Below are 22,774 nucleotides of genomic sequence, written 5' to 3' on the forward strand. Positions count from 1 at the left end.
CGCGTGGAGGGGCCCTGGTGCCGTACGGCACCAGGGCCCCGAAGGAACTGCTACACCATCTGCCGGCCCTGATACTGCGCCGGCTCCCTGTTTCCGCATGCCCGACCGTGATGCTGTCGGGGGCGCGGGGATCGCGGTTGCTTGACCGGAGACCACCTCACTATCGATGTCCTGCGGTACCCGGGCTCAACGCGTACGCCCGGGCGATCCTGATGGCGCTCGTTCCTCCGTTCTTCCCTCTTGATCAACTACCTACCTACGGGAACTGCCTACTGCTGGTGATGCGAACTGCTCAGTGGCCTGTGACAGCGCCACTTCTCCGGCAGCCAGCCCCGTCGCCCGTCCTGCGTCTGCTCTGGCTTGGAACCCCACTGCCGGACTTCCCGGTGCGCGCGCCCGCAGCCGACGCCTTCACCAGGGGTACTGCTCACTGACTCCACTGCGGTACCTGCACTCGCGGGTACTGCTGCCCGGCAGTTTCATCTCTGCCAGGCCCTTCTGACTTCCCGTTACGAGAGAAACCATAACCACACCACGGCCCAATGTCTACTCCGACCGACGCAGATTTTTGCCTGTTCGACGGAGAGGTAATCGGAGTCGAACAGAGACGGGGAGCAGTCGGGCCACCCGGCACTCGCCGGGTGGCCGGCCAGGGGCCGGGCACGAGCACCGGGCAGGTGGGCCGGCACGGTCCCGCAGTAGCACGGAGTGCCCGGGCGGGCGGGCGGTGCTGCTCCCCTTCAGCCGGTGGAGGGTGCGGGACGGACCCGGATGACGATCTTGCCGCGGGCCTGGCCTGCCCGCAGACGGTCTATAGCCCGCGGGACTTCCGCCAGTGGGTACGTGCGGTCGACGGCCGGGGTGAGGGCGCCGGATTCGATGAGTTCCCGGAGTGCGTGCAGGTCCTCGGGGCGGGGAACGGAGGCCAGCACCCGCAGGCGGTGGCGGACGAAGGGGGACAGCAAGAGGGCCCAGAGCTGGCGTTGGGTTCCACCGGTCCAGCGGCCGCCGGTTTCGCCACCGACGAGGACCAGGTTCCCCCGGGGAGTCAGGATCCGGCGCAGTCGGGCCAGGGGACGGTTTCCCGCGATGTCCAGGACGAGGTCGTAGCGGTGGGTGCTGTCGGTCGGGTCCTCGTGCGTGTAGTCGATGACGTCGTCGGCGCCCAGGGAGCGGACCAGGTCCGCCTTGGGGCCGCTACAGACGGCCGTGACGTGGGCGGCCCCGAGGGCTTTGGCGAGTTGGAGTGCATAGGTTCCGACTCCGCCGGCGGCACCGATGACCAGGACCCGGTGGCCGGGCTCCAGCCGGCCGAGGCGCAGGGCCTGGAGCGCGGTGCGCGCGGAGACCGTGACGGCCGCCGCCTGTTCGGGGGTCAGCCGGGCCGGCCGCAGGGCCAGCTCGTCCTCGTCCGCGCAGGCGTATTCCGCGAAGGAGCCGGCACAGGTGCCGTACGCCTCGTCACCCGGGCGGAAGCGGGTGACGCCCGGCCCGACGGCCTCGACGCGGCCGGCGACGTCCATGCCGCGCACGCGCTGCTTCGGCGCGCGCAAGCCGAAGCCCGCGGCGCGGATCGCGTAGGGCATGCCGGCCATCAGGTGCCAGACGCCCTGGTCCACGCCGGCCGCGTGAACCCGCAGCAGCACTTGGCCCCGGCCGGGTACGGGCTGGTCGATTTCGTCGAGGCGCAGGACGTCGGTGGATCCGTAGACGTCGTGGACGATGGCTCTCATCGGGTGTCTCCCTCGTTGCCGGCTTCGTCCGGGCCGGTGGGCCGGGCCGCGTACTGGAAGACGCTTTCCAGGGGGACCCCGAACGTCCGGGCGATCTGGAAGGCCATTTCCAAGGACGGTGAGTAGCGGCCCTGTTCGATCGCGATGACCGTCTGGCGGCTGACGCCGATCCGGCGGGCGAGTTCTGCCTGGGTCATCTCACCGCGGGCGAACCGCTGGGCCCGAATGGTGTTGGTGACCCTCGTCGGCTTCACCACGGGTGGAAACCGAACCGGTAGGAGATGACCTTGACCGCCGAGCCGAGCACCGACGACAGGACGAAGGCGAGGAAGATGGCGTTGGCGATCCAGAAGGGCTCGGCCTCGGCCATTGCCAGGACCAGGCCGGCGATCCCTCCGATGACGACGAACCCCTGGCCCACGTAGTCGCCGAAGCGGTGGATTTCCCGGTCTCGCTGGTCTTTGGTGTGTGCCTCGTGCGGGGTGGAGGCGGCGATGGCGGTATGGGCGGCGATCGACGCGGCGATCGACAGCCCGATCGTCCACAGCAGGGTGGCGACGTAGGGCGCCTGGGACAGTTCGGCTGCCGTGGAGCGTCCCAACACCACCCACAGATATGCCGCGTACGACCCGGCCGCGATCACCAGCATGCTCCAGGCACGTTTCTCTTCGACTGCCACTCCCGCTCCCCATGTCAAGAAAACCAGACATTCGGAGTGTCAGCCATCTTCGACATGGTGTCAAGGATTCTTTACTTAAGCGTCGGGTCAGTGGGGGAGGCGCCAGTCCGTGCTGGGCAGGTGCGGGGTGAGGGAGCGGGCTCGCTGCCACACGCCGTGGAGTTGTTCTGCGGGGCGCTGTTGTTCGCCGTGGAGGGCATTGAGGATGACCAGGCCGCCGGTCAGAGCGGGGACGGCCCACTGCAGGTACGCCAGGTGGCGTTGTGCCTTGTCGGTGTCGATGGGGTGTTTGGCCGCCTTTTCGGCGTCGTGCGGATCGGCGGAGGCGGCGAGTTCGATCTTCTTGCCCAGGACGCGGCTGTAGGCGGTGGCCGCGAGGGCGGCGCCGGTCAGGACGGTCTTGGCGAGGGTGGAGGCGGCGACGCCCTGCTGGGCGGCGACGCGCGGCGCGTTCGCGGCGAGCAGGCCGCCGGAACCGAAGAGGTGCGCGGCGATCGCCGCGGCGTTGACGGGCGTCCACTTCGCCCAGCCGGCACTTGCGATCCTCGCGGAGGTGGCCCAGGTCCCGCCTTCGTCGCGGGCGGCGCCGTTCAGGCTGACCGCGCCCATCAGGGATCCGCCGAACCAGGCGGCGAGTCCCAGCTCGTGGAGGCTGCGCAGCGTCGTGTGACGATCGGACATGACGGCTCCCTCGCCCAGGCGGAAGAGGCACCGGCGAAGCGGCCGGCGCCTTGACCACCGTCGCCCATCGGCCGGCGGACTGCCATCGGGCCTGGTGCGAACGGAGCACAGCACCGACCGGCCTTCCCGGAGAAGGGGACACGGGTCATCGAGCTCCCCGGGACGCACGGGCCGCGTCAGGGGCCGGCGAGGACGGGGCGGCCAGCTCGGCGAACGGGGAGCGCCGGCCCTTGCCGACGGCGCGCACGGCCGGCCAGTCCACCTCCGGGTGGTCGGTGGGGATCCGGTCGACATCCGCGCTCCGGTAGAGCGGGATCCGTACGGTGCCGCCCCGGGCCGCACCGAACTTCGCTTTCACCTGCTGGGCACAGGTGATCCAGCCCAGCCGTACCAGGTGGTCGAAGTCCGTCCGGCGCACCCGGAGGCGGGCGGCGCACTGCTCCGGGCCCAGCAGGGCGGCGTCGGCAATCAGCCGGTCCAGGTCCGCGCGTCCGGCCAGGTCCGCCACCTGGTCGGGCTGGAACAGCGGCCGGTCCGGGACGTCGGACAGGTCGACCAGGAATCCGGCCGCCACCATCTCGCGTACGGTCGCCACACTCACCCTGGCCGGGCCGCCGGGCGGATTCGGCGTGCCCAGCGCCTGGGCCAGCCGGTCGGCGGTCTCCGCCCCGGACAACGCGTACGGCAGGCGGGCGCGGATCGCTTCGGCGTCCATCGCCTCCACCGCGGCCCGCGACCACTCCCCCGGTCCCGCGTCCGGGGCCGGTACCGCTCCGATGTGAACGGCCCACCGTAATGCCGCCTCCGGCACCCCCAGCCGCGCGGCGGCCTCGGTCTCGCGGCACCCGTCTTGCGTCCTCACGCTGGTCTCCATCCTTTGGCACGGCAACCCGCCCCGTGCCCGAAAAGTCCCCTTGCATGCGGAGAAGCGCGGATCGTCCATGACTGGAGGCCATGAGCGGCCGCCCGTCTCGCAGCTCGGCCGGCGAGCGTTGCCCGTCCGGTCCCATCGACGCCACCCACCGGGGGCGCATCCGGGGAGGTTTGCCGAACCCACTATGGAGGCAACTCTGTTTTTAGAGGCATCTCTAAATTCCAGCGGAGGGGCGTGGTCGCATGCGGACAGCCGGAGAGGGGCTGCGTGAGCGGCACAAGGCGCGGAGGCGGTTGCGGATCCTCGACGCGACGCGCGAACTCCTGCGGGAACACCCGGATTCGGTTCTCAGTACCGAGCGGATCGCCGAGCGGGCAGAGGTCTCCCCCGCCACCGTGTACAACCTGCTCGGGCCGCGCGAGAAGATCTGGGAGGCGCTCGCCGACGGGTTCACGGATGAGCTGGAGGACCAACTGGCCGCGCTGGGAGCCGGCGAACCGCGGGACGTCGTCAGGTCGACCGTCGAGTTGTTCGTGCGTGACCCGATCGTGTCGCGTCGCATGGTGCGCGGGTGGCAGGAGAGCGGCCTCGTACTCGCCCGCAGTCCGCTCGCCCAGCTCCGGCGGGCGATGGCGGACGCCCGGACACAGGGCATCCTGCGGGCCGACGTCGACACCGACGCGTTGGCCGCCGTGGTCGGCGCCTCGTGCGTGGGCGCACTGCACCAGTGGGTCGCCGCCCTGATCGATGACGACCGGTTCCTGGCGCGGGCGCTGTTCGCGCTGGACGTCGTACTCGCCGCAGCGGCCGCCGACCCCTACCGCGACCGGTTGCTGGCGCCCCTGCGGACCGGGGGCACGGTATGAATGCCGGCGACCCGCCCCGGTCGCGGAACTTCACGGGCCACGGCGGGATCCGGCTCGCGGCGGACGTGTGGGGAGAGGCTTCCGCTCCCCCGCTCGTCCTGCTGCACGGCGGCGGCCAGACGCGGCACGCCTGGGACCGGACCGGACCGCGGCTGGCCGCGCTGGGGTGGCGGGTCATCGCCCCGGACCTACGGGGGCACGGCACCAGCGGGTGGTCGGCGGATGGTGACTACGGCCTCGGCCTGTTCGCCGACGACGTCCGGGCGATCGTCGCGGAACTCGGCGAGCGGCCGGTGGTCATCGGTGCCTCGCTCGGCGGCCTGAGTTCGCTGCTGGCCGCCGGAGAGACGCCCGAGGCGGCGATCCGCGCCCTGGTGCTCGTCGACGTCGCCCATCGGCCGGATCCCCACGGGTCCGACCGGATCGCCGCGTTCATGCGCGGCCACCCGGACGGATTCGCCGACGTGCGGGAAGCGGCCGCGGTGGTGACCGCGTACCTGTCGCACCGCACCCCTCCGTCCGGTCCCGAGGGGATGCGGCACAACCTGCGGCGCCACGGCGACCGCTGGGTCTGGCACTGGGACCCCCGGATGCTGGACAGCTTCGAGGGCCGGATGGACCCACCGGGCATGGCGGAACGTCTCCTCGACGCCGCGCGCCACGCCGGCGTACCGATCCTGCTCGTGCGAGGCGGGATCAGCGACGTGGTGCGCGAAGACGTTGCCGACCAGTTCTGCGACAGGGTTCCCCTCGCCCGGCGCGTCGATGTGGCCGGCGCCGGACACATGGTGGTCGGCGATCGCAACGAGCACTTCCTCGACGCGATCGTCCCGTTCCTGGAAACCGCGAGGCGCCGGGAAGGGACAAGCGGTGCGGACGGGCGGTGAGTACGCCGCACGCCGTTCCTGGCGAAGCGGAGGTACTGGCGGCCGTGGAGACGCAGGGGCGTCCCTCGGCTCCGGAGGCCATCGCCGAGCGGGTCGACGAGCTGACCGGTGACCGGAGCGCAGCCGTACCACGAGGACAGGCGCGGCAAGGCATGCCGGAGGAAGGAGGACCGGCAGAGCCCGGTCGGCAGGACGGCGGAGCAGCGCCTCAGGCGAAGCCGGCACCCTCTCGAAGGCCCGGGCGCAGGCTGACGACGAGGCCCGGTCCGCCGGCCCCCGCGTCATCGGCCGAGGTCGCTTGGGCCGGGGCCGGAAGCCGGCAGGTGCACTGCCCGTGCAACGGCCACTCGTGCCGGGCTGACCGGCCCAGGTCCGCAGCGATGAAGCCCGGCCCACCCCGAACATGCCGTCGCTGCCGGCGGTCAGGCCCGGTCCGGTGACGGCGGGCTGGGGCGGACGGTGGTCGAGAACCGCAGCGCCCAGTGACTGGTGAACGGGTAGAGGGCGCGTCGCGCAGCGCCGGCCCGGCGCAGTGGGCACGGCTCCTGATGGTGGCCGAGCAGCCGATTCCCGGCTCGGGCAGCTGACCCGCCAGAGGCCATCGACGACCGCTGGGGCCATGGGGGCTTCCCTCAATCGACAACAAACCCCTTGCTGAGTCCGCCACTTGGCGGATCGATCAAGCTTGCGTCGCGCACAGGGGTTCTGGAACCCTCCGTTCGACTTGCCTGTCGCACGAGCAGCGGAGGAAACCGCCACATGCCCACAAGACGAACACGTCGCTCCTGGCAAACGGCGTTCGCCGCTGCCGCGCTCGCGTTCAGCGGCCTTGCGGCACCGGCTCAGGCATTGGCACAGGCGGACGACCTTCCGCCCGACGTACCGGCGTCCTGGATCCAGGAGCCCCGTGCGGCCGAGAGCAGCCCCACGCCGTTCACCGCCCACGCGTTGACCGCTCCGGGCGGCCCGGCCCCGGCCGGTGACTTCACGGTGTCCCCGGGCGAACTGAACGCCGAGACCACCCGGCGGGTCACCCGTCTGGAATCCGTGCTGCCCACGTCGGGAGTGCAGAACCTGCTGGCCGGCGCCAACCGCACCGCGCAGCCGTGGTGCTCCCGTGATTCCTTCGGCACCGCCCCCGACCCCGACATCAAGTACTGCCTGCAGAGCGACGACTCCGTCTCACAGGAGTGGGTGCCCCAGGGTTTCACCGGCGTCTCTGACGCGAAGGACAACGAACTGTGGGGCAACGCCGGGAACGTCCAGCTGTTCGCCTCCTACGACGGCTGGGACCCGGGCCGGGAGAACGACCCGAACCCGTCGACCGGCGACTGCACCACCGCCGAACTGGAGGCCAACGACGCCTGCAACCAGAAGGGCGTCCGGATCACCTTCGTGCAGAGCCGGACCAACCCGGCCACCGGCAGCCCCGAGGTCAAGTACCGGCACGTCCTTCTGGGCTGGACGTACGTGAACTCCGCTGACCACGTCTCCTTCGACGGCCTGCACGCGTCCGAGTACCCCGTCCAGAAGGGCGTCCACGCCGGCGGTATCGTCTGGTACGGCAACTACCTCTACGTCGCGGACACCCGCAACGGACTGCGCGTCTTCGACATGCGCCAGATCACGGACCTGGACCCGGACGGCGACCCGAGCACGCACGACGCGATGGGCGCCGACACCGACGGGGTGCGGACCACCTCCAACACCGAGGACAAGACGAAGGTCGGCAGGCACGACAACGTCTGGTACAGCTTCGGTTACCGGTACGTGATGCCGCAGGTGGCCGCGTGGAAGTTCAAGGCGACGCAGAGCAACCCGCAGGGCTCCTACGCCTGCGTCTCCACCGGCGCCCCCAAGGCCTCGTACATCTCGCTGGACCGCAGCACCGTCCCGGACCGCCTCGTCATGGGCGAGTACTGCCGTCCGGAGAGCGGCTACCCTTCCACCGGCCGCATCGCCTCCTACCCGGTCTCGGCCTTGGAGGGGCGCTCGGCCGACGTTTCCGCCGAAGGCTGGTCCAACTACCTGCCGATGCCCAACGGCGGCGCCCAGGGCGCGGCGGCGTACAACGGCACGCTGTACGTGAACGAGTCCAGGGGCACGGACGAACCGGGCAACCTGTGGCGCTACAAGTGGAGCAACGGCCAACTGGTCCAGGACGGACGGGCCGTGAAGACCGCCCGGGGCGCCGAGGACCTGTACGTCGAGCGGGGCACGGGGCGGTTGTGGTCCCTCTCCGAACACCGCCCCGGCGAGGCGTCCGACTGTACGGCGAACCGCGACCCCGCCGACCCGGCGGGGACGGACTACTGCCAGCGGGTGCTCTACGCACACAAGCTGAGCTGGGTCAGCGGTCAGCCATAGCCGAGAGGCGCCAGCCGCCTGATCAAGCCAGCGCGGCTGCCCTCTTAGCCGGACCTGCGGCTCAGAGCTCGGCGGACCCCGTACAGGACCACGAGCAGCACGATGACGACGACCACGACGATCAGGAGCTTCTTGAAGAGCCCGCCCTTCTTCTTGCTCTTCTTGCTCTTCTTGTTCCCGGTGGTGGCCTTGACCTGGGACGACGTCGGCGCGTGGAGACCGCTCGCCATACTGGCGCCGGCGCCGGCGGAGAGACCGTGCTGCGGGAGGGCCGCTGCGGCGGGAGCCTGCCGGGCGGTGGCCGCAACGGCCGCCGTAGCGGTTGCCGCAGGGCCCAGCAGCAGCCCGACGAGTACGAGCAGCGGTATGAGTGCCGCCGCCGCTGTGGAGCGCTTCACTGGATTGCTGTTCCTTGTCACTGTCTCCCCTGTTCTCCGATGCCCTGACCGGGACCGGTGGAATCCGGACGGCCGGGGCCTTGGAGCATCGTCGACGAGTTCGACCTCCCCGGCAAGCACATGAGCCGCTCAAGACGTAGAGCGGGAGATCGATGCCCGCGCGTCCGCAGGCAGGCACGGGAGGACCTTGACCTCAAGTCGGCTCGAATCGTCTATTCGCATCCGGTGCAATTGGCGTCGGTGGGCCCATCGGTACAGCCGTTGGGGTCACATACCTGGGTTCCCCAGCACGTCAGACGCACGGTCGTGGGGCCTTGGGTTGAGCCCCGGGCGTGGGGGCCATGCGCCTCCCGCGCCGGCGTCCTCGCCCTGCCCGGTGCGACCGCCGCTCGTTGGGCCGACCGGGCCGAGCTGAGCGCGTTCGGAGCGGGGTTACCGTGGGCCTGGCCGCCGGCGCCATAAGGTCGTACTCCGCATCCCCGGGCGAGGCAGGACGGCATCGCCGGGACACCCGGCACCCTGCTGCCTCCCGTGGCGCGATCGCTCCGGCGACGACGAGTGCCCGCTGTGAGGAGTGCTGATGAACGGCTGCGCCGTCGTGGTCGCCGGGGTTGTGGTCGTCGGATACGGGGCGCCCTCACGGCGCTCGTCGGCCTCGGCGCTCTCGGGACCCCACGGAGCCTCGGCGCCCTTCCTGGGCAACCGCCACGGCGCACGGTTCACCAGCACCCTCCGCGCCACACCGGACCTGCGGGAGAACGCACTCGCGGACCACGACGCCCCACGCCGGGAAGGTGGAGTGTGAGCGCCTCCGACATCGACTACGAGGCGGTCTTTCACGCCTTGCCGGGCGCCGTCGCCCTGCTCAGCACGGACCTGGTGTTCGCCGACGCCAACGAGGCCTACTTGTCGCTGTCGGGCCGCACTCGGGAGCAGGTGATCGGCCGCTACATGTTCGACGTCTTCCCCGACAATCCCGGCGACCCGGCCGCGAGCGGCATGCACAACCTGCACGCCTCCCTGCGCAGGGTCGCCGCCACCGGTGAGAGCGACAGCATGGCGCTCCAGCGCTACGACGTCGAGGGCACCGACCGGCCGGGGGAATGGCAGGAGCGGTACTGGAGTCCGGTCAACGTCCCCGTGCTCGCTCCGGACGGCGCCGTGGCACTGATCCTCCACCGGGTGGAGGAGGTCACCGAACTCATCCGCGCCCGCAGCACCCGGAGCGGGAGCGACGGTACCCGTGTCCTGGAGGCGGAGCTCTACACCCGCGCCCGGGAACTCCAGGACCTCAACCAGCGCCTGCGCGAGGCCCACGCACGCGAACGCGAAGTCGCACTCCACCTCCAGCAGGCGATGCTGCCCGCGCCCGGCCCGCTCGGCCACCGCGCAGCGGTGCGCTACCGGCCCGCCACCGGCTCCCTCAACGTGTGCGGGGACTGGTACGACCTGATCGACCTGACCGACCTGCCCCACCGCGACCACACCGCCGTCGCCGTCGGTGACGTCGTCGGCCACGGCCTGCAAGCCGCCGGCGTCATGGGCCAGCTCCGCAGCGCCCTGTCCGCCGCCTCCCGGGTGGCAGCCGGGCCCGCCCAGGCCCTTGAAGTTCTCGGTCTGTACGCCCGCCATGTCGACGGCGCGGAGTCCGCCACCGCCGTTTCGGTCTTCGTCGACTGGGCCGGCCACACGCTCACGTACAGCAGCGCCGGTCACCCGCCGCCCCTGCTCTGCCACCCGGACGGCACCGTGACGTTCCTGGACCAGGCTACCGACCCCCCACTCGGAGCCCGCCCCGAACACGTACCCCGCCCCCAGTGCCGGGCCGCCTTCACCACCGGCTCCACTCTCGCCCTCTACACCGACGGACTCATCGAGCGCCGCCACGAGGACATCGACACAGGCCTCCACCGGCTCGCCGACTCCCTCATCCGCCACCGCACCGCCGACCCCGACCAGCTCGCCGATGCCCTCCTGAGAGACCTGATCCCGCCCGCCGGCATCACCGACGACACCGCCCTGGTCATCCTCCGCCTCTGAGCACACAGCGGCCGACAGGGTGAACGGGACCATCCAGGACGGCTCCAGCACCGTGACCACCCCAGCCACAGCAGGATCATTCCGATGTGGTTGCTTCCGGCAGCCGGTGAGGGCGGGACTCGGACGCGAAGGCGAGAATGCCAGGGACTGCTTCGCGCAGGCTGGCGAAGTGACGATGCGTGCCATCGACGGCCGCGGGAGTGTTGACGCCCCACACCGTCATCCCGGCACGCAACCCGGACTGCACCCCGGCGGGGGCGTCCTCGATGACCAGGCAGTCCTCCGGTCGGGCACCAAGTCGCGCGGCGGCCTCCAGATACGGCACCGGCGACGGCTTGCCTTCCTCCACCGCGGCCGCATCCACGACAACCTCCGGGACCGGCAATCCTGTCCTCGCGAAACGTCCCCGTACCCGGTGCTCGTAGTTCGAGGTCACCAGCGCCCAGGCCCCGAGCTGCAGGGCATCCAGCAACTCCGAGGCACCGTCGAAGGCCGTATATGCGCCGGCACGGACGTCCTCGTCCTCCAGCTCGTGCAGTACCGCGAGGCACTTCCGAGGGTCCCGGTCCGGGGCAACCTGCGCGAACGTCTCCAGCGGCCGCGTCCGCAGCGCCACACGGTAGACCTCATCAGGGTCCAGCCCGTACCGCTCAGCCCACGCGCGCCAAACCAGGCGCTGATTGGCCACCGCATCGATCAACGTGCCATCGACATCGAACAGGACATACCTCATCGCACGGGAACGGCCGGGTTCACTGATCACGCCTCGATCATGTCATCAGGCCCTGAACAGGCATTCTGCGCGAGTGGCCGCAGTCGCTGTGCCAGCCATTCGGGGCGTTTGACAGCGAACCCGGTCCAGGGTCAGCCGAGATCAGCCCCTCTGGATCCGAGTCGACTTGGCACGCTGTGCGAGAGATCCTCAACGTGGAGCGAACCGAGGCAATGCTCCTGTGCCGGACGCTCCTTGGTAACGCTGACCTGCACAGGGGGCCGGCCGCGGACGCCACTGCCGGCGTCCGAGTCGATCTCGCCGTGACTGCCGGCTCTCCGGCGCTCCCGCCGCCGGTCGTCGTGGAGCTGCCCTTGGGGCCTGTCCGGCGGTTTCTGTTCGCCGGACAGGCCGCGGGGCCTGATGAGGGCTCAGCGCTTGAGCGTGAAGGCGAAGTCGCCGGAGAGCTTGCCGCTCAGCCGGACTGCCGAAACGAGCTTCCCCTCCGTGATCAGCCTCTCGACCTCGGCCCGCGAGAGACCGCAGCCTTCGGCGATGAGGCGTACCGGCCGGACGGGGATCGGTGCCGCAAAGCGGACCGAGACGTCGATCACCTCTCGGTCCAGGCGGTCCGATCCGGCGGTGCCGAGGCGCCAGGCGCCGTCCCAGTCGAGGGCGATGCGATTGCGGCGCCGCACGACCGGATCCTGGAGCAGCTCCGCTGCCAGGCCAAGTGCCGGCTCCCGGCGGGCGGAAGACGGACGACGGGAGAGCCGCAGCCACGTCGCGGCGACGATGACGGTGCCGTGGAAGACGCAGACCCGCTCGCCGTACCCCCTTGCCACCGGCGGGAGTTCGCTCGACCGCCACCCCGCGACACGGCAGGTCGCGGGTGGGAATGCCGAAACGAGTCGGTCCGCGGGTACTTCCCGACGGCCGGGCGGGCGGTCATCCCCGCCGTCGGTCTCGACCGCGGATCCGGCTCACGGGCCGCGCCAGAGGTTGGCGAAGGCCGCCTTCTCGATGGTCCGCCGCTGGTACACGGCCTCCAGCTCCATCACCGCGTCGTGGACGGCGGCCACCACGGTCGTCACCGCCTCGTCATCGAGGCCGGGCTCGTCGTCGGATCGTCCGCCGTCGATGCCCACGACCGCGGCAAGGGCGGCGAGGACGGGTTCCTTCTCCGCCCAGCGGTCGGCTGCCCGGCGGCGGCTGGGCGTGTCGACCGGTTCCACGCGTTCGGGGCCGAAGGACAGCCGCCCGCTTCGCTTCCGCGTCAGCTCGCCGTCCTCCTCCAGTGCGGCCTGGTACGCCGCCGAGAGGTCCCGGCCCCGGCGCCACAGCCAGTCCTCGATCCGCTCGTAAGGCGGTTCCCGAGTGAGCCGTGCCGCCGCCTCGTCGAGGAGCCGATCGCCCGGCATCGGCGGGCCGCCCGGCACGATGCGGTCGCCGTCCACGGTGACGGCTCCCGCACCGATGAGATCGATCAGCTCGGCTCCCGCGAGTGCGAGCGACAGGTCGCCCTGTCCCACGGCATGCTCCGGCCCCGTGTCCATGGCAGTGATGAACAGGTCTTTCGCCGTGGTCATGAACGGCTCCCCTCACAGACACCGGCAAAGGCGCGTCCCCACCGGCCGGACCCGCATCCGGAGCCGGTTCGGCGACGACGTGACTGTCACAACCAGTATCGCCTCCGCCCGGGCCGTCGGGCCTGTCGCAGCAGACAGACCGTGGCTACTCGGCCCCCAGCGCTGCCAGCCGCCGTTCGAATGACGTCGTCGGGAAGCCGGCTGCCGGATCCACCGAGGTGATCGCCCCGGTCAGCGAACGGGGTGCGACCGCGGCAGCGGTGTCGGCATCGGGAGCGGCGTCCCGAGCGGCGCGTCCCATGAAGCGAGCCAGTTCCGCGCCCGCACGGGCGATCCGCTGCGCCAGTCCTTCCTCGCCCCAGTCCTCCGAGGCCGCGTACACCGCCGTCGGCAGGACGAGCGCGCGGAGGTAGGAGAACAACGGGCGCAGAGCGTGTTCGGTGACCAGGGAGTGCCGGGCGGTGCCGCCGGTCGCGCCGAGGAGCACCGGCTTCCCGGTGAGGGCGTCGTTGTCGATGACGTCGAAGAACGACTTGAACAGGCCGCTGTAGGACGCCGCGAAGACGGGTGTCACGGCGATCAGGCCGTCCGCGGCCGCCACCGAGTCGAGCGCTGCGGCCAGTCGGGCGGGCGGGAACCCGGTGACGAAGTGCTGGGCGATCTCCGTCGCCAGGTCCCGCAGTTCGATCACTTCGGGCTCGGCGTCCACGTGCCCCAGGGTCGCGGCCGCCAGCCGGTCGGCGAGCAGCCGTGTCGAGGAAGGCGAGCTGAGCCCCGCCGAAACGACCACGAGTTTCATGCCTGCATCTCCTCCTTCGAGGTTTCCCGCGCCGCCGCCACACGGGCCGGGTGCGTCGGCGCGTCCGGCACTCCCGCCGGCCGCAGGTTCGCGAACTCCTTGCGCAGCACCGGCACGACCTCCTCGCCGAGCAGGTCGAGCTGCTCCAGCACGGTCTTCAGGGGCAGGCCCGCGTGGTCCATCAGGAACAGTTGGCGCTGGTAGTCACCGGCGTACTCCCGGAAGGACAGGGTCCGCTCGATGACCTCCTGGGGCGAGCCGACGGTCAGCGGCGTCTGGGAGGTGAACTCCTCCAGGGACGGGCCGTGGCCGTACACCGGCGCGTTGTCGAAGTACGGGCGGAACTCGCGCACCGCGTCCTGCGAGTTCTTGCGCATGAACACCTGACCGCCGAGCCCGACGATGGCTTGCTCGGGGGTGCCGTGCCCGTAGTGGGCGTACCGCTCCCGGTACAGGTTCACCATCTGCCCGGTGTGGGAGGACGGCCAGAAGATGTTGTTGTGGAAGAAGCCGTCGCCGTAGTACGCGGCCTGCTCGGCGATCTCGGGCGAGCGGATGGAACCGTGCCACACGAAGGGCGCGACACCGTCCAGCGGGCGCGGGGTCGAAGTGAAGGACTGCAGCGGCGTGCGGAACTTGCCCTTCCAGGTGACGACGTCCTCGTCCCACAGGCGGCGCAGCAGCGCGTAGTTCTCAATGGCGAGGTCGATGCCGTCGCGGATGTCCTTGCCGAACCAGGGGTAGACCGGACCGGTGTTGCCGCGGCCCGTCATCACGTCGACGCGGCCGTCCGCGACGTGCTGGAGCATCGCGAAGTCCTCGGCGATCTTCACCGGGTCGTTCGTGGTGATCAGCGTCGTCGACGTGGAGAGGATCAGGTTCTCGGTGCGTGCGGCGATGTAGCCGAGCATCGTCGTTGGTGAGGACGGGACGAACGGCGGGTTGTGGTGCTCACCGGTGGCGAAGACGTCGAGGCCGACCTCCTCTGCCTTCTGCGCGATGGCGAGCATCGCCTTGATGCGCTCGTGCTCCCCGGGTGTACGTCCGGTCGTCGGATCGGCCGTGACGTCGCCGACGGTGAAGATCCCGAACTGCATGGCTCCCCTTCCAAGATTGTTCATGTTTCAACTACACCCGCCAACGAGCGGCTCGATCGGGCTATTCCCGGGGAGCGCGCGGAGCCGTGGCCGCGTTCGGCCGGGCGCCGCCAGGGGCCGGCCGGGTGTGCGGACGTCGCCACCCGAGGGCCGACACGCCAACGAGCACGTGATCGACGTTCGAGAGCCGACTCAGATCCCGCGTGACGTCAGAACGGGGACCTCTGGAGGGGCTCGAAGGCGCGGCGGAGGAAGCGGAGCCGGCCTCCAGCGCAGACGGCCTTCCGGCCTGACGGTCCGCGCGGCCACCGGCGTCGTACTGGGCAGCCGGACCGGGGCGGCCGTCGATCATTGGAGGTGAGCAGGCCCCCTGCTGCGTCACGACGACCGCCCCGGCTAGCGCCGGATACCCCTCGTATCCGTTTTCACCCGTTACCGGCCGGTGTCTGCGACTCCGGGACGACGAAAGGGCGGTGGCCCGCCGCCCCTCGGAAATGGGGAACGGCGGGCCACCGCCCTGCCTCTCGCCACCGCCTAGCCGCCCTGCGGCTACCAGCGGTACCAGCGGCCACTCCCCCCCTTCGGGCGGGCCACGAAGCCGATCAGCCACAGGACCAGCACGGCGATGGCGACCCACCAGAGAACCTTCACCGCGAAACCGGCGCCGAAGAGGATCAGGGCGAGCAGAAGAACAAGAAGCAGGGGAACCATGATTATCAACCTCCGAAGCGCCTTCTGCCCGACCGCACCTCGCCCATGCATTCGATTCTTATGCGTTTCTTACTTCACCGGGCGGGCAGGAGAATGCGCCGACATGACGGAGCCCTGGAGCCCCCTGCACAGGAGCGGGAGAAGATCGGCGACTGCTCGGCGCGGCCCGGTCCCGGGCCGAACCGAGCCGACGACAGGTTCTCGCCGAAGTCCAGCTTCACCAGTAGTGCTTGCGGCCACCGACAGCGTGTCCGAGAGCGCCCACGATCCAAAGGACGATGCCGATGACGACGAGGACGATGCCGATCGTCCACAGGATGCTGATGCTGGTGAGGAAGCCGATGATGAGCAGGATGACGCCGAGGACGATCATGGTGCCCTCCAATTTAGTGGGGTCACGGTTTCAGTTCAGGAGTGCTCCCCCGCCCCAGCGCTCCGTCCTCCGCAAGGCGCATACCCAGCGCTGACATGATCACCCCGCTGTGGTCCGCGCGGCATTCCGCCTGCGGCGGGGGCCGCGCTCAGTACCGCCGACCGGCCCGGCGGCCCGGCGCCCGGGCAAGTGTGCAGGACCTGAGGGTGGACTCGCTGACGCTCCCCGGCGTGCGGAACGACTCGGTGCTGCGGATCCGCGGCAAGTCGTCGCGGACCATCTCCGGTGTGGGGTCCTCCTTCCACACGACGCCTTCGGTGGCACCCAGGAAGATCCGGCCGGCACGGCGGCCGGCCGCGTGCAGGAGCTCCCCGCTGCACGGAGCCGTCTCGTGGGCCAGGACCGCGACCACGGACGCGACGTGCCGGGCGGGGAACAGGTCCGCGAGGAGCGCGGTCATCTGTTCGTCGCCCTGGACCACCTCCAGGGACATGCGCGTGGCGGCGATCGGAACGACCGCGTTGACCTTGATGCCGACGGCGGCTCCCTCGGCGACCGACGACGTGGTCAGCCCCAGTATGGCGCCCTTCCCCGCGGCGTAGACGCTCAGCCCGCCGTCGCCGCACAGGGCGTCGGAGCACGTGTTGACGATCCGCCCGTAACCGGCCGCGGCCATGTGCGGCCAGACGGCCCGCAGCATGCTCAGCGTCCCGCCCACACGCGTGTCCAGCACCCGTCGGCACTCCGCGTCGGAGAGTTCGCCCAACGGGCGCAGGATCGAAATCCCCGCGTTGTTGATCAGGGCGTCCAGTCGGCCCCACTGCTCCAGCGCGGCTCCTGCCAGCGCCTCGGCGCCGGCCGTGGTGGCGACGTCGTGCACGTCGGCCACCGCTTCCCCGCCCGCCGCCCTGATCTCCTCGGCCACCGCGTGCGCTGGCGACGGCGACGCCCCGCGTCCGTCGGTCCCGGTCCCCAGGTCATTGACGACCACCTTCACGCCCCGCGCCGCGAGCAGCACGGCGTACTCCCTGCCCAGCCCGCGGCCCCCACCGGTCACCACGACAACGCGGTCATCGAAACGGACCTCGTCCACCCCGCCCCTCCCCGACGACGCGCCGGAGCGGCCTCCTTGCCCCGACAACGCCAACCGCCCACCCTGCCCCGGCAGTGGGCATCGGCACAGGGAGCGTGCGGTTCGACCCGACGCAGCCGTACACGTCACACGTGCCGTCCAACGCCCCCTACGCTCCGGTGCGCGCCGTTGCGCCGGATGGCCCTCACCCCATCGGAGACGACGGACGCCCTCCGGGAAGACGTCGCGAACGAGGATCAGCCGGACGGCTCCTCGTGGCCGGGCTGACCGCCGGTCTTCTGGCCCGGGTCCTTGTCGGGCTGGTTCCCCGGGGCCTTGTCCGGCTCCTTGCCGGGACTCTCGTTCTTGCCGGGGCCCTGGTTCTTGCCGGGGCTCTGGCTGTTGTCGCCGCCCTGGACGGGGTCGGAGCCCCGGTTGTTGTCGGGGCGCTGGCTCTTGTCGGGCTGGTACCCGGGGGCCTTGCCGGGTTCCGGGGCAGGGCTCAGGCCCTTGTCGTTGTCCGGCCGGCGCGGCCGGCCCCGCTGGTCCTTGTTCGGCTCCTGGTCGGGGCCCTGGTTCTTGCCGGGCTCATTTCCGGGGGCCTTGCCGGGTTCCGGGGCAGGGCTCTGGCCGGGGTCGGTGCCGGGACGGTCCCCCCGGTCCTTCGTCGGCTCCTTCGCCGGGCTTTCACCTTTGTCCGGCTGGTATCCGGGGTTCCTGCCGGAGGGATGCTCCTCGTCCGGCCGGTTCCCGGAATCCTTGCCGGGTTCCGGGGCGGGGCGCTGGCCCGCCTCCTTGCCAGGACGGTTCTCCTGGTCCTTGCCCGGATCCTTCGCGGGGCTGTGGCCCCGGTCCGGCTCGTTGCCCGGGTCCTTCTCCCGGTGCGCGTCGGGGGACTTCTCCACTGGTTCCCGATGCGGCGCGGGCAGGAGCGGGTGCGGCGACTCGGGCCTTTGGCCCTTGGGGCCGGCGGTCTCGTGGTCATGCATGCCCTGCACGTCGCCGCTCGGGCGCTCGTACCAGCCCTTGCGGTCCGGATCGAACATCGTGACGGTCTTCACCGGCTTCTCGGCGGGCCTGACCGCAACGATGTCGGTGGACCGGAACGACGACCATTGTCTGCCGCTGTACGTCTGCTTGCCCTTGACGGCGACCGGGGGAGCCAGGGGGTTGCCGCAGGCGCAGCGGACACGGGGTACGCCACGGTCGTCCACCAGGACGGGGGTGCCGGCCTGCAGGACCGCCTGGTATCTGGTGGTCGCGCCGTTCCGGTACCCGTGATTGGTGACCCGGGTGTCCCAGCCCAGCCGAACGGGCGTCAGTGACCGGAGGTAGGACGGGACGTCGGACTGCCGGATGCCCAGGGGTTCGGCGAAAGCCTTCCGCTTGTCCGTGTGCTGCGTCAGGAACTGGACCTGCCTCTCGACGTCGCAGCTCGCCACGTTCCGTGTTCCTCCGTACAGCCCCGGTTGCGCGCCATTGACCTCAAGGGTTCGCACACCGTTCCGGCCGCTCTTCGGCTCCCCGGCCACAACGGGCGTGGCTTCGCTCTCCTCGGCCCGCGTGGCCGTCGAGGGAGTGAACGGATCGGGGCCGGCCGCCGAGGTGGCCTGGAGGAAGACCTCGCCCCCGCTCGCCTTGTCGCCGCCCATGACGGTGAAGGCGAGGACCACCGCCGTCGCCATCACCACCGCTGCGCCGGCACTCAGTACGGTTCTGCGCGAGCGCCACCGGGGGGCCGGGGCGCCGCTGCCGGTCGGCGGCCCCGGAGGCCCTGCTGGCGGCGTGGGTGGTCCCGCTGGTGGCGGAAGGCCGGGCGGAGGTGGCTGCTCGATCGTCGGCCGGGCGGACAACGGACCGGACGGGGGGCCGGTGGGGCGATCCGACGAAGGGGGCAGGGAGGTCATGACACTCCCCCCTCGTCGTGGGACGTCGGGGAAACGATGGTCGTCCGCATTGCCTACTCCTTCGGTCATATTGGCTCCGCGTCCCGGAGCGGGCTGACGCGGAGGGGTCACTCGCTGCGGTGACCCATGTCTTTGAGTAAGCCGGTGGCCCCGGGTCGCGTCATGGCGCGACTTCTCGGGACTTGACAGGCGCCGGTGGGGCCGTCTCGGCAGGAGGCCGGTCGAGGAGGCACACCGCTGGTCGCGGGTTTCACGCCGCGTTTACCCGAGCCTTTTTGCGGCGTCAAGTCCCGAGTCCTCGGAACATGACCCTGCCGGGCCGCGGCGGGCTTACTTGAAGCACGGACCTCGCCAGGAAGGCTAAAGGCAGAACGACAGGACGGAATTCCTCACCGGGGACGTTCTTCCTCATCGAATCGCCACCCCGGAGACGGTCCATTGATTCACCCGAAATCGCACACTCACCGCTAGGAGAAACTCATGATCCGCAACACAGTCCGCAACGACGACGCCCGTCCCAACAGGCGGGGTTTCCGCCTCGCGACGATTCTGGCCTCGGGCGCCCTGCTGTCCGGTGCCGCCATCCTCCCGGCCACCGCCGCGACGGTGTCCGCGATGCCCGCCACACCGGTGGTGAACGCCGTCCAGGCCCACGACAGGCACCACGACGACCACGAGCACGACCACGACAAGCATCACAAGCACCACCACCATCACCACCACCACCACAACAAGCACCACTGACGAGCGCGACGGCGAGGGCTGCGGCCCGATGACGCCGACAGCGATCAGCAGTCCGGCTGATGGCGAGACCGTTGGTTGAGCCACCCAGCCGGACTGTCGATTTTCGCGGCCTGACGAAAAAGACCTCGGAAAGGATCCGAGGTCTTCTCAGGCGCGTCCAGCCGTTCCGGCAGCTTGCCCACGCCTGCCGGAGTCTCGCTCAGGAGCCCGGCCCAAGAGGCGCGCCATCAGGCCGCAGTCCTCGCCGTCGCGCTGCGTTGGTGCTCCTCGCCCGGCCGGATGATGCTTGTCAGTGGAGCCCCGTGCAGGTGCCCGGGGGCAGCCGGCAGGACTGACGAGGGCGAGATGAGCGGCGATGGAGCGACTTCCCACCTTTCCCGGTGAGCGCCCGGAGAAGACGGACTCCTCCCCCGAACCGGCGTACTCGGCCACGGCCGGCATCAACGACCAGGGCACCGTCACCGAGTGGAGTGAGGGCGCCCGCCGACTGCTCGGTTACGCCCCCTCCGAGGTAGTGGGCCTGCCCGCTGCCCGCCTGCTCGCCGACGACGTCAGCGGTGCGCCGTGGCGGATGCCGCCCGGACAGGAACGGTGGAGCGGCACCGTGGCGCTGCGGCACCGTAACGGCGGGCGGCTGGAACAGGGGCTGCTCGCGCACCGTTGGACGTCCACCGGCGGGACCGCCAAGTGGTCCGTGGTGTCCGCCGTACCGGGCGGGCTCCGCACCCCCTCGGACGAGGCATTGAAGGAATGGGCGTTCACCCAGTCCCCCTGCCTCCTGGCGATCTTCGACGCGGAGCTGCGGCTGGTACGGGCGAACGCCGGCACGGAGCAGACGCTCTCCCTCACGGAGGCCGAGATGCGCGGGCTGCGGCTGCCCGAGATCGCGCCGGATCCCGCGAGCGACGAAACCGAACGCTGTATGCGCCTGACGCTGGAGACGGGTGAACCGCAGTACGTGGATGCCTTCATCCGTCTCCCCGGCGGGGGCACCGAGAAGCGCGGCTGGGCCACCTCGCTGACCCCGCTACGGGACCCGGACGGCCGGATCCTCGCCGTGTACCTGGCCGCGCACGACCGGACCGCCATCGAAGCCGACCGTCCGGTGATGCTCCTGCCGGACCATGCGGACGCCGTCATCGGCACCACCCTGGACAGTGCCCGTACCGCGCAGGAACTGGCGGACATCGCCGTTCCCCGGCTCGCCGACTTCGCAGTCGTGGACCTGTTGGAGCCGGCCCCGCGCGGGGACGATCCGTCCTCCCGCCCCATGGCAGGCCCCGTCGCCGTGCGCCGTACGGCCGTGCGCTCGATTCTCGCCGGAACCGCCGGCACCCAGGTCCCGGTCGGCGAGACGGCCGTCTACCCGCCGCTGTCCCCTCCCGTGGAGTGCCTGGCCGCGGGCCGGGGCGCCGTGTACGGGAGAGCCGACCCCGGGATCGCCCGGTGGGCGGCCCAGGACGCGGGGGCCGCCCGGATCAGCGGGGACGGGACCCACTCGGTGATGGTCCTGCCGTTGCGTGCCGACGGCGTCACGTTCGGCCTGGCCATCTTCAGCCGTCACCAGCACCGGGAGCCGTTCCAGCCCGAAGACCTGTGGCTGGCCGAGGAGCTGACGACCAGAGCGGCCGTCAGCATCCACAACTCACGCCGGTTCTCCCGGGAGCACACGACCACCATGACGCTGCAGCGCAGCCTGCTCCCCCACACGATGCCGACGCAGGCCGCACTGGAGATCGCCTCCCGCTATCTGCCCGCCGGTACCGGGGCCGGCGTGGGCGGCGACTGGTTCGACGTCATCCCGCTGTCCGGCGCACGGGTGGCGCTGGTCGTCGGCGACGTCGTCGGCCACGGCATCCGTGCCACCGCCACGATGGGCCGGTTGCGCACCGCGGTACGGACCCTGGCCGACGTCGACCTGCCCCCCGACGAACTGCTCACCTACCTCGACGACCTCATCATCCACCTGTCCGCCGACGAGGCAGGCCAGGACGCTTCCCGGGAGGCCGCCGGTGGCATCGGCACCACCTGCCTGTACGTGGTCTACGACCCGGTCACCCGCCGTTGCACCGTCGCCCGGGCCGGGCACCCCCCGCCCGTCGTGGTCTCCCCCGAGGGCTCGGTCTACCTCCTCGACGTCCCGGCCGGCCCGCCGCTCGGCCTCGGGGGCATGCCCTTCGAGGCGGCCGAGGTGGAGCTCGCCGAAGGCAGCACCCTCGCCCTGTACACCGATGGTCTGCTCCGGGCCCGCGACCACGACATCGACGACGCCCTGGACAGCATGTTCGAGGCCCTCATCCGTCCCGCCTCCACCCTGGAGACGGTCTGTGACCGCGTTCTCACGGCCATGCTGACCCACCCACCCGAGGACGACGTCGCGCTGCTCATCGCCCGCACCCGAGCCCTCCACGCCGACCAGGTCGTCGTCTGGGACCTGGACTCCGACCCCGCCGTCGTCGCCCAGGCCCGCCGGTACACCAACGACCAGCTGGCGGCCTGGGGGCTGGAGGAGGCCGGCTTCGTCACCGAGCTCGTGGTCAGCGAACTGGTCACCAATGCGATCCGTTACGGAGAGCCGCCCATCCAGCTGCGGCTGATCCACGAGAACAGCACCCTGATCTGCGAAGTCTCGGACGCGAGCAGTACCGCCCCGCACATGAGGCGGGCCCGCATCTTCGACGAGGGCGGCCGGGGCCTGCTGCTGGTCGCCCAGCTCGCGCAGCGCTGGGGCACCCGGCACGCCCCCGTCGGCAAGACCATCTGGGCCGAGCAGTCCCTCGTCGGCTACTGAGGCCACGGCAGACGGGAAGAACGCCACGGCCACGCGTCTCACGGTTGGGAGAAACGTTCCCTGTGACACGCCTGTGACAGTCGACGGACAGCCTCATGACGTCGCGCGAGCAAGCTCTTTAACAGGGACAAAAAGCAACATTCCGCTATATGTCCCCTGCTTCCGAGGGCGCGAGCAGCGATGACCGACCCGATCCGTCGGAGGAAATCCCATGAGCCTCACACTCGCCACGCCGGACACCCGAACCCCTGCACCTGCGCTGGCCCCGCGTGAGCAGGAGGCGCTGCGGCACATCGCCGCCGGGCGCACCTACCTGCAGACGGCCCGCCACATGGGACTCTCGAAGCACACGGTCGACGCCTACCTCCGCCGCATCCGGGCCAAGCTGGGCATCACCAGCACGGCGGAGATGACCCGAATGGCCATCTCCCTGGGCCTGTGACCCCGGCGCCGA

At 70.8% G+C, this 22,774-nt stretch carries 23 protein-coding genes and 1 pseudogene; 8 read left to right on the top strand and 16 right to left on the bottom strand.

Annotated features, from left to right (window positions below; translation table 11 throughout):
• Nucleotides 1-740: 740 nt before the first annotated feature.
• The 5 genes from ACWGH1_RS19925 to ACWGH1_RS19945 all read right to left on the bottom strand — a co-directional run bounded on the left by ACWGH1_RS19925 (nucleotide 741) and on the right by ACWGH1_RS19945 (nucleotide 3,955).
• Nucleotides 741-1,733: an NAD(P)-dependent alcohol dehydrogenase gene (locus ACWGH1_RS19925; protein WP_453357422.1), complete on the bottom strand. Its 993-nt coding sequence runs from the start codon at nucleotides 1,731-1,733 to the stop codon at nucleotides 741-743.
• Nucleotides 1,730-1,990, bottom strand: coding sequence for a helix-turn-helix transcriptional regulator (locus tag ACWGH1_RS19930; protein WP_453357421.1), 261 nt, complete (start codon nucleotides 1,988-1,990; stop codon nucleotides 1,730-1,732). Before ACWGH1_RS19930 ends, ACWGH1_RS19925 begins: the two co-directional genes overlap by 4 nt.
• Nucleotides 1,984-2,412: a hypothetical protein gene (locus ACWGH1_RS19935; protein WP_453357420.1), complete on the bottom strand. Its 429-nt coding sequence runs from the start codon at nucleotides 2,410-2,412 to the stop codon at nucleotides 1,984-1,986. Before ACWGH1_RS19935 ends, ACWGH1_RS19930 begins: the two co-directional genes overlap by 7 nt.
• A gap of 87 nt (nucleotides 2,413-2,499) precedes the next feature.
• On the bottom strand, nucleotides 2,500-3,093 hold the full coding sequence (locus ACWGH1_RS19940) for a hypothetical protein (protein WP_453408864.1): 594 nt from the start codon (nucleotides 3,091-3,093) through the stop codon (nucleotides 2,500-2,502).
• 145 nt (nucleotides 3,094-3,238) lie between these two features.
• A complete protein-coding gene (locus ACWGH1_RS19945) occupies nucleotides 3,239-3,955 on the bottom strand; it encodes a hypothetical protein (protein WP_453354289.1) in 717 nt (238 codons plus the stop codon).
• Between the two features lie 254 nt (nucleotides 3,956-4,209).
• Between ACWGH1_RS19945 and ACWGH1_RS19950 the strand changes: the two genes are divergently transcribed.
• Nucleotides 4,210-4,833: a TetR/AcrR family transcriptional regulator gene (locus ACWGH1_RS19950; RefSeq protein ID WP_453354290.1), complete on the top strand. Its 624-nt coding sequence runs from the start codon at nucleotides 4,210-4,212 to the stop codon at nucleotides 4,831-4,833.
• Nucleotides 4,830-5,720 (top strand): alpha/beta fold hydrolase, encoded by an 891-nt coding sequence (locus ACWGH1_RS19955; protein ID WP_453354291.1) that lies wholly within the window; start codon nucleotides 4,830-4,832, stop codon nucleotides 5,718-5,720. Before ACWGH1_RS19950 ends, ACWGH1_RS19955 begins: the two co-directional genes overlap by 4 nt.
• A gap of 422 nt (nucleotides 5,721-6,142) precedes the next feature.
• On the opposite strand, the gene ACWGH1_RS19960 is transcribed toward ACWGH1_RS19955, so the two are convergent.
• A complete protein-coding gene (locus tag ACWGH1_RS19960) occupies nucleotides 6,143-6,322 on the bottom strand; it encodes a DUF6193 family natural product biosynthesis protein (RefSeq protein ID WP_453354292.1) in 180 nt (59 codons plus the stop codon).
• Between the two features lie 157 nt (nucleotides 6,323-6,479).
• Between ACWGH1_RS19960 and ACWGH1_RS19965 the strand changes: the two genes are divergently transcribed.
• A complete protein-coding gene (locus ACWGH1_RS19965; RefSeq protein WP_453354293.1) occupies nucleotides 6,480-8,087 on the top strand; it encodes a hypothetical protein in 1,608 nt (535 codons plus the stop codon).
• A gap of 44 nt (nucleotides 8,088-8,131) precedes the next feature.
• On the opposite strand, the gene ACWGH1_RS19970 is transcribed toward ACWGH1_RS19965, so the two are convergent.
• The gene (locus tag ACWGH1_RS19970; protein ID WP_453354294.1) at nucleotides 8,132-8,485 is read right to left on the bottom strand and encodes a hypothetical protein; all 354 of its coding nucleotides are present in this window, start codon (nucleotides 8,483-8,485) and stop codon (nucleotides 8,132-8,134) included.
• A 580-nt stretch (nucleotides 8,486-9,065) separates the two neighbouring features.
• Here ACWGH1_RS19970 and ACWGH1_RS19975 point away from each other — a divergent pair.
• Entirely contained in the window at nucleotides 9,066-9,290 is a 225-nt protein-coding gene (locus tag ACWGH1_RS19975; RefSeq protein ID WP_453354295.1) for a hypothetical protein, read from the top strand.
• The gene (locus ACWGH1_RS19980) at nucleotides 9,287-10,525 is read left to right on the top strand and encodes a PP2C family protein-serine/threonine phosphatase (RefSeq protein ID WP_453354296.1); all 1,239 of its coding nucleotides are present in this window, start codon (nucleotides 9,287-9,289) and stop codon (nucleotides 10,523-10,525) included. The genes ACWGH1_RS19975 and ACWGH1_RS19980 overlap by 4 nt, the downstream gene beginning before the upstream one ends.
• 76 nt (nucleotides 10,526-10,601) lie before the next feature.
• On the opposite strand, the gene ACWGH1_RS19985 is transcribed toward ACWGH1_RS19980, so the two are convergent.
• From ACWGH1_RS19985 to ACWGH1_RS20025, 9 genes and pseudogenes are all read right to left on the bottom strand, one after another.
• Nucleotides 10,602-11,288, bottom strand: coding sequence for an HAD family hydrolase (locus tag ACWGH1_RS19985; RefSeq protein WP_453354297.1), 687 nt, complete (start codon nucleotides 11,286-11,288; stop codon nucleotides 10,602-10,604).
• Nucleotides 11,289-11,668: 380 nt separating this feature from the next.
• Nucleotides 11,669-11,968: pseudogene (locus ACWGH1_RS19990) on the bottom strand (DUF1062 domain-containing protein); the annotation flags it as partial.
• Nucleotides 11,969-12,220: 252 nt separating this feature from the next.
• Nucleotides 12,221-12,826 carry a GOLPH3/VPS74 family protein gene (locus ACWGH1_RS19995; protein WP_453356946.1) on the bottom strand — a complete coding sequence of 202 codons (606 nt, stop codon included), beginning with the start codon at nucleotides 12,824-12,826 and terminating at the stop codon, nucleotides 12,221-12,223.
• 145 nt (nucleotides 12,827-12,971) lie between these two features.
• The gene (locus tag ACWGH1_RS20000) at nucleotides 12,972-13,625 is read right to left on the bottom strand and encodes a CE1759 family FMN reductase (protein WP_453356945.1); all 654 of its coding nucleotides are present in this window, start codon (nucleotides 13,623-13,625) and stop codon (nucleotides 12,972-12,974) included.
• The gene (locus ACWGH1_RS20005; protein WP_453408880.1) at nucleotides 13,622-14,722 is read right to left on the bottom strand and encodes an LLM class flavin-dependent oxidoreductase; all 1,101 of its coding nucleotides are present in this window, start codon (nucleotides 14,720-14,722) and stop codon (nucleotides 13,622-13,624) included. The genes ACWGH1_RS20000 and ACWGH1_RS20005 overlap by 4 nt, the downstream gene beginning before the upstream one ends.
• A gap of 549 nt (nucleotides 14,723-15,271) precedes the next feature.
• Complete coding sequence (locus tag ACWGH1_RS20010; RefSeq protein WP_046495796.1) at nucleotides 15,272-15,433, bottom strand: hypothetical protein; 162 nt, start codon at nucleotides 15,431-15,433, stop codon at nucleotides 15,272-15,274.
• Between the two features lie 217 nt (nucleotides 15,434-15,650).
• Complete coding sequence (locus tag ACWGH1_RS20015; RefSeq protein ID WP_453354949.1) at nucleotides 15,651-15,806, bottom strand: DUF6131 family protein; 156 nt, start codon at nucleotides 15,804-15,806, stop codon at nucleotides 15,651-15,653.
• A 148-nt stretch (nucleotides 15,807-15,954) separates the two neighbouring features.
• Entirely contained in the window at nucleotides 15,955-16,899 is a 945-nt protein-coding gene (locus ACWGH1_RS20020; protein WP_453354948.1) for an SDR family NAD(P)-dependent oxidoreductase, read from the bottom strand.
• 236 nt (nucleotides 16,900-17,135) lie between these two features.
• Nucleotides 17,136-18,563 carry a DUF6777 domain-containing protein gene (locus ACWGH1_RS20025; RefSeq protein WP_453354947.1) on the bottom strand — a complete coding sequence of 476 codons (1,428 nt, stop codon included), beginning with the start codon at nucleotides 18,561-18,563 and terminating at the stop codon, nucleotides 17,136-17,138.
• Between the two features lie 702 nt (nucleotides 18,564-19,265).
• On the opposite strand from ACWGH1_RS20025, the gene ACWGH1_RS20030 reads away from it, so the two are divergent.
• The 3 genes from ACWGH1_RS20030 to ACWGH1_RS20040 all read left to right on the top strand — a co-directional run bounded on the left by ACWGH1_RS20030 (nucleotide 19,266) and on the right by ACWGH1_RS20040 (nucleotide 22,762).
• Nucleotides 19,266-19,529: a hypothetical protein gene (locus ACWGH1_RS20030; RefSeq protein ID WP_453354946.1), complete on the top strand. Its 264-nt coding sequence runs from the start codon at nucleotides 19,266-19,268 to the stop codon at nucleotides 19,527-19,529.
• 355 nt (nucleotides 19,530-19,884) lie between these two features.
• Complete coding sequence (locus ACWGH1_RS20035; protein ID WP_453354945.1) at nucleotides 19,885-22,320, top strand: SpoIIE family protein phosphatase; 2,436 nt, start codon at nucleotides 19,885-19,887, stop codon at nucleotides 22,318-22,320.
• A gap of 211 nt (nucleotides 22,321-22,531) precedes the next feature.
• Nucleotides 22,532-22,762, top strand: coding sequence for a response regulator transcription factor (locus ACWGH1_RS20040; protein ID WP_453354944.1), 231 nt, complete (start codon nucleotides 22,532-22,534; stop codon nucleotides 22,760-22,762).
• The last annotated feature ends 12 nt before the right edge of the window (nucleotides 22,763-22,774 follow it).

The sequence above is a fragment of the Streptomyces sp. NPDC054883 genome, from assembly GCF_053610645.1.